This is a genomic window from Arthrobacter sp. TJ-170 (genome assembly GCF_058269305.1).
In genome coordinates this window covers 21,957-35,430 of the sequence record NZ_JBZCNL010000005.1, presented here as the reverse complement: position 1 = coordinate 35,430, position 13,474 = coordinate 21,957, and the positions used below count along the sequence as shown (strand labels likewise).

The window sequence follows — 13,474 nt, the reverse complement described above, 5'->3', positions numbered from 1 at the left end:
CTCCAAGTAGCGGGGTCCATCCTTTCCATACATCCTAGGAAAGGAACACCGATGTCTGTTTCTCGGCGTCAGGTCCTCACGTTCGGGGGACTAGGAGTCATCGGAGCCGGGGCGCTGTCCGTCCCCTTCAGCTCCATCAGCGCCAAGTCAGCGAGCAAGCTGGCAGACAGCGACATGCCGTTGCCATACCGCGTACCGCTCACGGTTCCACCGATCCTCGATCCGTACGCAGTCGGACGCGCACCTGACGGCGCAAAGGTCCACTACTACAGCGTGACCCAAAAAGCCGGGACTGCGAAGATTCTCCCCCGCCTCAACACTCCGATTCTGGGATATAACGGCATCTTCCCCGGACCCACAATCGATCTGCTGCAGGGAACGCGGGCAGTGCTCAAGATCCGCAACCAGCTGCCGCAGACTCATCCCCAGCACGGCCACACGCTGTCCACGTCTACTCACCTACACGGTTCAGCGTCGCTTCCCCAGTTCGATGGCTATGCCAGTGACGTAATCCCTCCCGGGTTCGCCAAGAATTACGAGTACCCAAACTTCCAGTCGGCACGAACCCTCTGGTACCACGACCACAACGTGCACACCACTGCGGAAAACGCGTATTCAGGCCTCTCGGCCCAGTTCTGCATGCATGACCCCGCGGAGCGGGAGTTACTGCCGCAAAACGAGTTCGATGTGCCGCTCACCCTGTCGGATGCCATGTTCGCCGCCGACGGAAGCCTCGCCTATGACGACAACTCGCATTCGGGGCTCTGGGGCGACGTGATCCTGGTTAATGGCAGACCCTGGCCGGTAATGAAGGTGCAGCGCCGCGTATACCGCTTCCGCATTCTCAATGCGTCCATCTCCCGGTCGTTCCGCCCGACTCTGAGTACAGGAGAAGCTGTCCACATTGTCGCGACCGACGGCGGGCTCATGCCGAAGACGCAGTCAGTTGACTCCTGGCGCCACGCCGGCGCCGAACGCTACGAAATTCTGGTCGACTTCTCGGGATACCAGCCGGGCCAGCGGGTCGAACTGCGGAACCTCTCCAACAAGAACAACGTGGACTACGACTTCACGGACCGCATCATGGCCTTCGATGTGACCGACCAGCCCGTGGACACCTCAGACGGTACCTGGAAGACCATCCCGCAGACGCTGGTTGGTCATGAAGTGATGGATCTCCGCCCTGCCCGCGACACCCGCGTCCGCAGGTTCAGGGTGAAGCGCGACGACAGCGTCTGGGTCATCGGAGAGGATTCCTGGGCGGACATCATCGCCAGCGGATACCGTCGAGTGTGTGCCGACCCTGAGCTGGGGGCAACGGAGATCTGGGAGTTCGAGAACAGCTCGGGTGGCTGGTTCCACCCCATACACATTCATCTCGTCGATTTTCAGATCCTCAGCCGCAACGGTCGCGCCCCGTTCTCCTACGAAATGGGTCCCAAGGACGTTGTGTACGTCGGCGAAGGCGAGACCGTTCGCCTGCTCATGAAATTTGGGCCACACCGTGGCAAGTACATGATCCACTGCCACAACCTGCCCCATGAGGACCACGACATGATGACCCAGTTCAGCGTCGGCCTGAAACCCGGCACCGTAGACCTCAATGATCCGATGAAGGCCGCACCGGCCTTCTGGGACGGCGCGTAGGGCCGAACGTCCTCACCGCAGGTCCAGGCAACCTTCCCATTGATGGGGAGGCTGCCTGGACTCTTTTGCGTGCAGGAGCACGGGCTCCGGATGCGTGAAGGCGGCGGCGAAGAGACGGCTCAGAGGCCGCCCCACGCTTGCTCACTGGAGCCTCTGGGTGCAAGACCGCTTGGAACCGGCCGGGAACGCGCTGAGCAGACAAGGAAAAGCCTCCCGCACCCTGTGAGGTGCGGAAGGCTTTCCTGTCTGCTCCGGAGCGGTCACCCCGTCCTGATTAGAGGATGCTGGTCATACCGTTCCAGCCGGTGCCGATCAGAGTCCTCGTCAGCCACCCGCCGGTGCCGTTGCCTGGGTACAGCCACAGCCTGCCCGAAGAGTCACGAGCCAGAACATCGACCTTCCCGTCACCATTGAAGTCACCCGGACCAACGATGCTGGTCATCGTGTTCCAACCCGAACCGGCCTGCGTCCTGCTCAACCACCCGCCGGAACCGTCACCCGGGTACAGCCACAGCCTGCCCGAAGAGTCACGAACCAGAACATCGACCTTCCCGTCACCATTGAAGTCACCCGGACCAACGATGCTGGTCATCGTGTTCCAACCCGAACCGGCCTGCGTCCTGCTCAACCACCCGCCGGAACCGTTACCCGGGTACAGCCACAGCCTGCCCGAAGAGTCACGAGCCAGAACATCGACCTTCCCGTCACCATTGAAGTCACCCGGACCAACGATGCTGGTCATCGTGTTCCAACCCGAACCGGCCTGCGTCCTGCTCAACCACCCGCCGGAACCGTCACCCGGGTACAGCCACAGCCTGCCCGAAGAGTCACGAGCCAAGACGTCTGCCTTCTTGTCACCGTTGAAGTCGCCCGGGGTGAGGATGGTCGTCATGGTGTTCCACCCCGAACCGACCTGTGTTCGCGGCTGCCAGCTGCCGGAACCGTTACCGGCATATAGCCAGAGCCGGCCGTCCCTGTCGCGCGCGAGGACGTCCACTTTCCCGTCGCCGGAGAAGTCGTGGCCCCCGCCCCCCGCCGGGGCCTTGATCACGAACTCCCACTGTCCGAGCGCACTGACGTTGCCGGCCGCGTCGACTGCAATCGCGCGAAGCGTGGTTGTCTGAGGGATGGCAATCGGCCCGGTGTACAGGGCGCTGGCCACAGTGGGTTCGGTTCCGTCAGTCGTGAACCGAATGACTGCGTCCTCGCTTGCGGCGAGGGTTGCCGTCGTCGCCGCGGTGAAGGTGCCGCCCGGCGTCGTCGTTGTCAGCTCCGGGGCCGTCAGGTCGAGCGTGTAGGTTTCGGTGGCAATGTCCGAAGGCACGCCCTGGTTCACGGCGATGAACCTGAGAACGGTGGTTCCCTCCGTGCCGATCTCGATCGGCACGGTGTACGGGGTGCCGTTATCAACTTCGGGATCAGTGCCGTCGGTGGTGAAAAGGATCTGCGCTGTTTCCGGAGTAGCAGTCAGTGTGACGGTCTGCGCCGTGTTGAATGTTCCTCCCGGAGTACTTACCTCGACAACCGGCGCTTCCGGTGGCGTAGCGCCGACCGTGCGGCCCTGGACTACAAAGTCGGTCGTCCTTCCCAGGGAAATGTTCACCGGTTCGCCCAAGGTGTCGCGAACCTTCCGGATCTCAAAGAAGTTGGTGTCGTAAGGGCTGCCCATGACGGCGTGAGGCGTGCTGCCGTCACCGAGGTAGCCCTCTGGAGCTCCCTCAGTCCACCGCAGGAAAGGCCCGATCTTCGCTACGAGCAACGGTGTGAAGTCTCCGTTGCCGTTCATGCTGCCGAGGTCTTCCGTGTAGCGGAGGCTACCTGTGTCATCGGCTTCGACCAGGAACTTTCCATAGGGATGCGTGATCTCGTAGGTTGAACCGAACTCGAACACCTCGTCGCCGCGTACCCGGATGCGACCGAAAGCGACTTCGTCGCCCGCAGCGGCTCCCTCACCGGTGAACGCCGCTTCAAGGGCGAGCGTCAGCCGGACCTCTTCTCCGTCAACCGGCAGGAATGCCTCTGCGGCCCACCAGAATGATTCACCGGGGAAGTTCCTTGGGAACTCCATCGGATCGAGCGGGAAAGGCAACTCTTCGATGATGGGGCACAGCGGATCGTCCAGGCACAGGTCGAGCTGAACTGGTTCCTGTGCTTCCACGCCCTCCCGTGCTGCCCATCCGTTGTCCTCGACCCATGACGGGTACCCGTGGCCGCCCGGAACAACCGGACCGATGGCCTTCAGGTTGTGAATGACGTACCGGAAGTCGCGGATCTCACCTGCCTTCCCCGTTTCGTCAACGGAGACTGCGCGGATCAGAGTGGTGCTGCCGATCAGGATGGGATCTCCGTCGTACTGCATCGTCGATCCGGTGGGGCCTTCGTCATACGTCGGTTCGGATCCATCGAGCGTGTAGTAGATTCGCGCAGCGGCACCCGACTGCGTAGTCCCGGTCAGGGTTACCTGCTGGGGACCGGCGTGAGAGGGCAAGGATGCGTCCGGCGATGCGTCAATCCAGGGGCTGGTAGCGTCCAGCTCGTAGGTCTCGCTCTGAATCCCAGTTCGCTGGGCCGGGTCCGTCAAGCTGACCGCCAAGTACTTCAGTACGGTGGTGCCTGGGGTGGCAAGCTCTACCGGGGCCACGTCGTTATCGCCCGCGGTCGGTTCCCATTCCGTTCCGGTGGTTACCGTACCGTCCTCAGCGACCACAGGGTCTGTGCCGTCGGTCGTGTAGACAACCTTCGCCTCGTCCGGGAACGACGCCTGAATGTTGACTGTCAGCGCCTGATTGTAGGTGCCGCCTGGCTTGTCCACGCCGGCACGTACGGTGGCGATTTTGCCCTGCACCGCGAAGAGGTTCGTTTCCACCGGGGTCGCGATACCCGGTCCTTCAATACGGAAGAAGTTCGTATCGAACGGGCTCCCCGTAACGGTGTGCTCGATGTTGGGGTCGCCGATGGACCCGGCCGGTGCAGCGGGCAAGGTGGAGTCCCACCGAAGGAACGGACCGACCTTTCCGCTCAGCGGCTCAGTCCAGTCGCACGGCTGCTGCAGGCATCCAAGGTCCTCAGTAAAACGGACCCGCCCACGATCGTCTGCTGTGACTTCGAACACGCCATACGGCGTCGTCGCCGTATAGTTCGCGTTCGGTGTCATGCCCTCCATGCGGATGCGCATGCGTGCGAATGCGTTTTGCTGACCCTGCGCCACGTCGCCGGCACCTCCGAACGCTGCTTCCGTGGCCATGATGAGGCGGGCCTCTTCACCGTTCGGCAACAGCAGCGACGCTTCACCCGACCACCAGAAGGACTCCTCCGGGAAGTTTCCAGGCATCTCCAACGGCAGTGCCGGATTGTAGGCTTCCCCAACCACCGGGCAGACCGAAGCTACGTCAATGCATAGCTCCAGCCGAAGGCCATTGTTGTCCCCATACCAGTAGGGGTAGCCGGTATCCGGATTGACCGGGCCCACACTTCCCTGCGGGCCGGTTGCAACAGCGGCGGGAAGTACAGCGGCGGGCTGGGGCAGAGCCCCCGCAAGCGGAGGCGGACCAAATGTGGAGAGGAGCACAACCGCCGAGGCAGTAACACCGGTCCCCCTCCATATCCTGCGTGTGCGCGGGGTTGGGCCCGCAGCGGTATGTGTACCGTCCGATTTCATGTTTGTGTCTCCCTGATGGTTCCGAGTCCCCCAGCTAACGAGACCCGCTGCCAGGTAGGGCGGATGGCAACATGCCCCGGGACCACTGTGGCGGGGTGAGGCTAGGAATACCTTGAGCCGGGTGACGCAGCTCAAGCCGCTCGCCGCGCACTGAGGAGGGCCTCTCATGTCGTGTAGGACACGGGAGGCCCTCCTCGTCGGAGGTAGTGCGGGTCCGTTCAGAGAATGCTGGTCATGCCGTTCCAGCTGGAGCCGACCTGGATTCTCTTCAGCCAACCGCCGGAACCGTTGCCCTCATAGAGCCACAGCCGCCCATCGCGATCACGGGCCAGCACATCAGCCTTTCCGTCACCGGAGAAGTCACCGGGACCGACGATGCTCGTCATGCCGTTCCAACCGGATCCGGCCTGAACCCGCTTCAGCCAACCGCCGGAACCGCTGCCCTCATAGAGCCACAGCCGCCCATCGCGATCACGGGCCAGCACATCAGCCTTTCCGTCACCGGAGAAGTCACCGGGACCGACGATGCTCGTCATGCCGTTCCAACCGGATCCGGCCTGAACCCGCTTCAGCCAACCGCCGGAACCGCTGCCCTCATAGAGCCACAGCCGCCCATCCCGATCACGGGCCAGCACATCAACCTTCCCATCACCGGAGAAGTCACCGGGACCGACGATGCTCGTCATGCCGTTCCAACCGGATCCGGCCTGAACCCGCTTCAGCCAACCGCCGGAACCGCTGCCCTCATAGAGCCACAACCGCCCATCCCGATCACGAGCCAGCACATCAGCCTTCCCGTCACCCGAGAAGTCACCCGGAGCGAGGATGGCGGTCATCGTGTTCCAACCCGAACCGACCTGAACCCGCTTCAGCCAACCACCGGAACCGTTGCCCTCATAGAGCCACAACCGCCCATCCCGATCACGAGCCAGCACATCCGCATTGCCGTCACCCGAGAAGTCATGTCCTCCCATACCGGCGGGCGGCGGAGGAGCGGCCAGATAGGTGAAGCTCAGCGTTCCCGAGCCACCGTTCGGGGTCGAAACCACGACGTCGGCGCTGCCTGCTGCATGGGCGGGAGTGGTGAACGAGAGTTCCGTGGCCGAGGCGACCTTGACGCTCTCCACAGGGACGTTTACTCCTCCCACTGTCACGGAGGTCTCCCCTGTCATGAAGCCGTCTCCGACAACGGTCACCAGCGTTCCGCCTTCGGCCGGCCCCGAGGTCGGTGACAGCGCGGTCGCTGTCGGTGCCGACGGGATCACAGGCTCCGTGTAGGTGTAGACCACCTGGTTGGAGGTGCCCGCCGCCGTTGTGACATCGATGTTCACCGGCCCTGCTGTGCCTGCCGGAACAGTGAAGGAGAGTTCCGTATCGGAAACGACCGTGACGTCGTCGTCCAGGAACGAGGAGGTATCCATGGTCACCATGGTTGCCGCCGGCACAAAGCCTGTGCCCTTCAGCGTCACCACCGTGTTCCCGGTGAGTGGACCAGACTCGGGGGTGATGGAGGAGATAGTCGGAGGCACAGCTACCGCAACGTAGTTCAGGTCGATTGTGCCGCTGGTGCCGACAGGAGTGGTCACGCTGAGCGGTACCGGTCCGGCCGCGTGCGCCGGTGCCGTGACGATGAGTGTGCCCGTGTTCAACACGTCGACGTCCGAGGCCGATATGACCGTCTGACCCACGGTGACGCTTGTCCGGTCCCTGGCGAAGCCTGAACCGAAGACCCAAATCTCCTCACCGCCAGTCGCTGCCGTCTCATCCGGATCGATCTCCTCGACCACGGGTTCCTCCGGCGCAGGTTCGTTGTAGGTGAACTCAAGACCGCCTGTAGTTCCGGAGAGGGTTGTCGCCGTCACCATCGCCGTGCCGGCAGGATTGGCCGGAGTTGTGAAGGTGAGTTCACTGTCCGAGAGAACGACGACGTCGGTAGCTGCGTTCTCGCCGACAGTCACGGTTGTATCCGCCGTAAAGCCGGAGCCGCGAAGGGTTACGGTGTCCCCACCGGTGCTCACACCGTTGGCGGGCACCAGTTCCTGTGCCGTTGGTGCCGGCGGCGCGGCCAGGTGCTCGCAGCTCACGTCACCGATGGTGACGTTGCCCAACCAGATCGCCGCGACCATCCCAACGCCGGGAACGGTCCCCTTGAGTGTGAGGTTGACGGTGACCCCTGTGGCTTTCGCTGATGACGCATTCCGGGTGGTAATTCCGGGCCGTACCTTCGCGAGGATTTCGGCGCTGGTCATCCCCGGAACGGTTGCGGGGGTGGACACCTGCAGACCTTCCGCCGGAATCTCGGCCAGATCGACCGGTGTTCCGAGCACGGCTACGTCCTGGGAATCCGTTTCCGCTATAGGAAGGGCACCGGGCAGACAATCCGCTGAGGATGACACCTCCTTAGCCTCAACCGCTTGAACACCGAGCACCGACACAGAGAGGTCCTCGACCAAAGCGGAGCTGGTCGTTCCCGCTGCACCGGAGGTGGTGGACAGCTCCGCGGCACCTGCCACGCTCGCACCTGTCAGCGCACCGACATGGGCTGAGAGGTCGGGAATCACCGTCTCTGCGGGCGGACCGTCCGCTGCCGCAATTGCGTCAACGTCCAGAAGGTTCGCGCCCAGGAGCTCCAGCGAGAGCTCCATATTCACCGCTGACGCGGCCGCGTCACCCGGTGCGGCGAGCGCCGGCGTCGCAACGACGGCGCTACCACCGATCGCAAGAGCTGACGCAATTGCGGTAGCCCTCGCACTGCTCCATCTCGGGGACATGTTCACTCTCCTATGCAGTCCGGACAGCCGCATGGCATGCCGCCGCAGGTGGCGGGACGTTGCACGGCTGTCGTGCTGCTGCAACGGTAAGGAAAGGACCTTGGGAACAGGTTGAGCTCGTTTCCCGAAGGTGCGCAGTTCTGCGTATGGTGGGTCACACCGTGTAACCGCGGTACGTCCACTCCCAACTCCCGGAGGCACTACCTTGCCAGGAATGAACCTGACGCGGGACGAAGCACGCCAACGCGCGGCCACAGTCAGCGTCCACAGCTACGCCATCAACCTCGATCTGACCCGCGGCGACTCGGTGTTCCGATCGACAACCGTGGTGTCCTTCGACGCCGAGCAGGGTTCTTCCACCTTCATTGACGCCGTCACCGACTCCGTCCACCGTGTGACACTCAACGGTGTGGACCTGGACGTCGGGTCCGTCGCCGACGGCATCCGGATCCGTCTGGATAATCTTGCGGCCTCCAACGAGCTGGTTGTCGATGCGGACATGCTTTACATGAATACCGGCGAGGGGCTGCACCGCTTTGTCGATCCCGTCGACAACGAGGTCTACCTATACACCCAGTTCGAGGTCCCGGACTCCCGCCGCGTCTTCGCCGTCTTTGAGCAGCCGGACCTGAAGGCGACATTCCGCTTCACCGTGACAGCGCCGTCGCACTGGGATGTCATCTCCAACTCCCCCACTCCCCAGCCCGTCGCTGCGAGCTCAGCGGACGACGGCAGCACCAGCTCCACCTGGGCATTCGAACCAACGCCGGTGCTCTCCTCCTACGTCACTGCGCTGATCGCGGGGCCGTACCAGTCCGTGCGCAGCGAGCTGACAAGCTCGGATGGACGCACCATCCCGTTGGGCGTGTTCGCCCGCAGATCGCTCATGCAGCACCTCGACGCTGAGAACGTATTCGAATTGACCCGCCAGGGCTTCGAGTTCTTCGAAGCCCAATTCGGCACGCCCTACCCGTTCGAGAAGTACGATCAGCTGTTCGTCCCCGAGTTCAACGCCGGAGCGATGGAAAACGCCGGCGCAGTGACCTTCCTGGAGAGCTACGTCTTCCGCTCGCGGGTCACAGAGGCAACCGTCGAGCGCCGGGCGATCACCATCCTGCACGAACTGGCGCACATGTGGTTCGGAGACCTGGTCACCATGCGCTGGTGGAACGACCTCTGGTTGAATGAATCCTTCGCAGAATTCATGTCCACCCTTGCCTCTGCAGAAGCGACGAAGTTCACGCAGTCGTGGACCACGTTCGCATCCCTCGAGAAGGCCTGGGCGTACCGTCAGGACCAGCTCCCCTCCACGCACCCCATCGTGGCGCCGATCAATGATCTGGAGGATGTGCAGGTCAACTTCGACGGGATCACCTACGCGAAGGGCGCTTCCGTCCTCAAGCAGTTGGTGGCCTGGGTAGGCCAGGACAAGTTCATGGAGGGCGTACGCGAATACTTCGGCAAGCATGCCTGGTCCAACACCGAGCTCTCCGACCTTCTCGTCGAGCTGGAAAGAGCGAGCGGCCGCGACCTCACGGAGTGGTCGGCTCAGTGGCTGGAGACAGCCGGCGTGAACACCCTCCGCCCGGAGATCGAATGGGACGACGACGGCGCCATCACCTCGTTCGCCGTCCTCCAATCCGCTGTTGCCGAGTATCCGACGATCCGTTCACACCGCTTGGCGATCGGTTTCTACGACCTGACAGAGGATGGGCAGCTTGAGCGCTCCCACCGGGTGGAGCTTGATGTTGCGGGCGAACGCACGGATGTCGAAGAACTGGTCGGCATGCAGCGGCCTGACCTGGTGCTCCTCAATGACGATGACCTCGCCTACGCCAAGATTCGCCTCGATGACCGGTCGCTGCGCACCGCTACCCGTCATCTGAAGGACTTCAGTGCTTCCCTGCCGCGCACCCTGGTGTGGGCTTCCGCATGGGACGCCGCCAGGGATGGTGAAACGCCTGCACGCAACTACGTTGAGCTGATTCTGCAGAACATCGCCTCGGAGTCCGACTCCTCCGTGGTCCTGGTACTCCTGCGGCAACTCGCGACCACGTTGACGTTCTACGTAGATCCCGAAGATCGCCAGGCTATGGAGATAGCTGCAGCGGACAGCCTTTGGGAGTTGGTGGAAGGCGCTGACGCCGGCTCCGACTCGCAGCTGCAGTTCGTGAAGGCATTTGCTGTCCATGCGCAGACGGATCCCCAGCTGGACATCGTCGAGAAGATTTTTGATGGTTCCGATGCGCCGGAAGGACTCACAGTCGATGCTGACCTGCGTTGGGAGCTATTGACCAGTCTCGTGGTCGGCGGCCGGAAGACGCAGCAGGACATCGATGCCGAGCTCGAACGGGATGCTACCGCCACGGGCGCCCTGGCTGCCGCGCAGGCCAAGGCCGCAATTCCCACGGCCGAGGCCAAGCAAGAGGCGTGGGCGGCCGTCGTCGAACGCTCGGATATGCCGAACGCTGCCCAGCGTTCAGCGATTGCCGGATTCACGCGCGTCCACGACACGGCCCTTCTGGAGCCCTTCGCCGCGAAGTACTTCGCCGCGGCTAAGGAAATCTGGGCGGACCGCACACATGAGATCGCCCAGCAGATCATCGTTGGGCTCTATCCCTCCCGCCTGACAACGCGGGCCACCCTGGACGCGACCGATGACTTCCTGGCCACGCTTGATTCGGACATGGCTTCCCTCCGCCGGCTCACCCTGGAGAACCGCGACGGCGTAGCCAGGGCCCTCCGGGCTCAGGCAGCAGACAAATAGCAGCCCACCCGCAGGCCCGGAAGCTGCACACCTGCGCTTCCGGGCCAACGGGTGTACTTTGTGCCTATGAACCTCTCTGAGCATCACTATCGTGTCAGTGTGGTGTGGACCGGAAACCGCGGCGAAGGTACAGCCACGTACCGCTCCTACTCCCGGGACCACGAGGTGTCCTCACCCGGCGTGCCGGTAATCCTAGGGTCGGCGGACCCGACTTTTCATGGCAATCCCGACCGCTGGAACCCGGAGCAGCTCCTCCTCGCCGCACTCTCGCAGTGCCACATGATGTCCTATCTGCACATGGCCGTGAAAAACAACATCACCGTGACCGCCTACGAGGACGCCGCCGAAGGCACGATGCGGCTCAACCCTGACGGCAGCGGCCAGTTCACCAGCGTTACGCTCCGGCCGCGTGTCACGATCACGGACAAGAAGTCCAAGCGCACGGCGCAGTCAATCCACAGCGAGGCTGCTGCGGCCTGCTTCATCGGCCGGTCGGTCAACTTTCCCGTCCTGCACGAGCCCGTTGTGACGGTCGGCGGTAACGCAGGGCCGCTTGCCGAGCCTCCTCATGCTATGACCACAGCCTGATCCAGGTTCCGGGAGAGGCAACCGCCCAGGGCAAGAATGCGTCTGCGCCCAGCCTGCGACGGTAATCTTGAGCTGCCCCGACGTACCGTGAACCCCCCGGCACGCGAGCGGCTCCAATGAAAGGTGTCCCCATGCAGTTCCTTGACCAGCTCGGTTACGGCGGCAACATCATCGCTGCCACGCTGATCCTGCTGGCCGCCCTCGTGCTATGGCTGATCCTGCGTGTGCTGATCAACCGTATGGTTCAGCGCGTGCAGAACGGGTATGACATGTTCAAGAAACCGCATTTTCGGTGGGCGCAGCCGGTGTTGCGGACGCTGGATCACAAGCGCCGTATACAGCGGGCTGAAACCATTGGGGCGCTCCTGCGCAGTGCTACGGCGGTAACGATCGCGCTCGTCGCATTCATGACCGCGATTGAGCAGCTCGGAGTCAATATCGGCCCTATCCTCGCAAGCGTGGGGATCGTTGGTATAGCCATTGGCTTCGGCGCGCGGGAAGTAATCCGGGATGCTTTCCTCGGATTCTTCATCACCATCGAGGATCAGTACGGCATCGGGGATGTCATCGAAGTGGGCGACACCGTGGGGGTCGTGCAGTCGGTCGGACTACGGATAACCCGCATGGTGGATGAGAACGGAGCAATCTGGTACATCCGCAACGGTGACATCATGAAGGTAGGCAACAGATCCCAGGGGAATTACGTGCCTCCCGCGACAGACGACGAAAAAATGGAAAAAAGCCAATGAGCAGTGAAACACCCGGCCCCATCCCCATCCCGTCCCGATTCGGTGAACCCATCGCGCGTTTGACGCCGGTGGGTCCGCGGTTCGACCAGCCTTCCTACACGGACAACTTCTACGAAGCCGTTGGCGGACACGAAACATTCGTCCGCCTGGTCGATGCCTTTTACGACGGTGTGGCATCGGATGAACTACTGCGCCCCATGTACCCGGAGGAGGACCTGGGTCCCGCCAAGGAGCGCCTCCTGCTCTTCCTGGAGCAGTACTGGGGAGGCCCGAGAACGTACGGCGAGACACGCGGCCATCCCCGCCTGCGGATGCGCCACCAGCCGTTCCGGGTGACGCCGGCGGCTCGTGACCGCTGGCTGGTGCATATGCGGGACGCGGTCGATTCCCTTGAGCTCTCACCCCTGCATGAGTCAACGCTGTGGGACTACCTTGAACGGGCTGCGCACTCCATGGTCAACTCTGCCTGACCAGTTCCGCGGCTGTTGCCGCTCAGAGAACAGCAGCCTGACGGACCAGGACATGCCCGCTCCCGGTGCTGAGCCGCGTCCAGCGGCCATTTGTGTAAACACCGGCCTGCTCGCCCGGTACCAGGAACCCGAGAGCGAAAGCTCCGAACGCGGCGCCGGCCGGCAGGTCCGCCGGGGATCCTTCAATCGGCCGGGCCCAGATGATTCCGCGGGCATTGTTGACGACGATAGCTCCCGGCGACTGCGGCACGGACTCAGCAACTTCCCTGATCCCGTCCGATGCCGCGGCGAGCAATTGGTTTGATGGAATTGTGCCCTGCGGCTGCCAGCCTGACCGCGGCGGCAGGACCCCTGCCCAGATCTCGGTGACAGTCGTGGGCGGAACCGGCAGGACGACGTCGTTCTCCCCCATGTGTGCCAGGCGGTCCGACACCGAGGCAAGCGCCACCGTTGTGTCGAGCCGCGCAGGTTCGCGCAGCGGCATGGTCCGCAGCCCAAGCACGGTGGGCGTGGCCTCCCCGAGGACCCGCGGCGCGAGGATGCATACGTACGCAGCAAGGACCTCCCCGACCGCCTGAAGCCGCACAGCGCCGTCCTGGGCGGCGCGGGCGCGACCGACATAGGTGCGCAGGTCCAGCATCACCTGTCGTTCGGCAACGGTCAGTTCTCGGGCCATCGTGGAGGATTGGGACATGGTGCAATACTCTCACCTGCCCACCCGCCGCTTCCATTTGCGTAATGTCCAGGGCATTACAGCGGTTGCTGTCGGATAGTGCGGCGCAGGCACCGGCCGGTTGAGGCCGCAAGCCGCGCAGTCTAATGTC

8 protein-coding genes are annotated in these 13,474 nt (G+C 63.2%); 5 read left to right on the top strand and 3 right to left on the bottom strand.

Going from position 1 to position 13,474, the window contains the following annotated elements; all coding sequences use genetic code 11:
* Positions 1-51: 51 nt before the first annotated feature.
* Positions 52-1,647 carry a multicopper oxidase family protein gene (locus AC4D1W_RS10505; RefSeq protein ID WP_490891723.1) on the top strand — a complete coding sequence of 532 codons (1,596 nt, stop codon included), beginning with the start codon at positions 52-54 and terminating at the stop codon, positions 1,645-1,647.
* Between the two features lie 274 nt (positions 1,648-1,921).
* On the opposite strand, the gene AC4D1W_RS10500 is transcribed toward AC4D1W_RS10505, so the two are convergent.
* A complete protein-coding gene (locus tag AC4D1W_RS10500; RefSeq protein ID WP_490898706.1) occupies positions 1,922-5,305 on the bottom strand; it encodes a chitobiase/beta-hexosaminidase C-terminal domain-containing protein in 3,384 nt (1,127 codons plus the stop codon).
* 218 nt (positions 5,306-5,523) lie between these two features.
* Positions 5,524-8,076, bottom strand: a complete 2,553-nt coding sequence (locus tag AC4D1W_RS10495) for an IPT/TIG domain-containing protein (RefSeq protein WP_490898705.1) — start codon at positions 8,074-8,076, stop codon at positions 5,524-5,526.
* Positions 8,077-8,290: 214 nt separating this feature from the next.
* Between AC4D1W_RS10495 and pepN the strand changes: the two genes are divergently transcribed.
* The 4 genes from pepN to AC4D1W_RS10475 all read left to right on the top strand — a co-directional run bounded on the left by pepN (position 8,291) and on the right by AC4D1W_RS10475 (position 12,650).
* Positions 8,291-10,843: an aminopeptidase N gene (gene pepN / locus AC4D1W_RS10490; protein ID WP_490898704.1), complete on the top strand. Its 2,553-nt coding sequence runs from the start codon at positions 8,291-8,293 to the stop codon at positions 10,841-10,843.
* 66 nt (positions 10,844-10,909) lie between these two features.
* Complete coding sequence (locus tag AC4D1W_RS10485) at positions 10,910-11,431, top strand: OsmC family protein (RefSeq protein WP_490891728.1); 522 nt, start codon at positions 10,910-10,912, stop codon at positions 11,429-11,431.
* Between the two features lie 131 nt (positions 11,432-11,562).
* Positions 11,563-12,180, top strand: coding sequence for a mechanosensitive ion channel family protein (locus AC4D1W_RS10480; protein WP_490891729.1), 618 nt, complete (start codon positions 11,563-11,565; stop codon positions 12,178-12,180).
* On the top strand, positions 12,177-12,650 hold the full coding sequence (locus tag AC4D1W_RS10475; protein ID WP_490891730.1) for a globin: 474 nt from the start codon (positions 12,177-12,179) through the stop codon (positions 12,648-12,650). Before AC4D1W_RS10480 ends, AC4D1W_RS10475 begins: the two co-directional genes overlap by 4 nt.
* A gap of 22 nt (positions 12,651-12,672) precedes the next feature.
* Here the strand turns inward: AC4D1W_RS10475 and AC4D1W_RS10470 are convergent, their stop codons facing one another.
* Positions 12,673-13,344 carry a DUF8185 domain-containing protein gene (locus AC4D1W_RS10470; RefSeq protein ID WP_490891731.1) on the bottom strand — a complete coding sequence of 224 codons (672 nt, stop codon included), beginning with the start codon at positions 13,342-13,344 and terminating at the stop codon, positions 12,673-12,675.
* Positions 13,345-13,474: the final 130 nt, after the last annotated feature.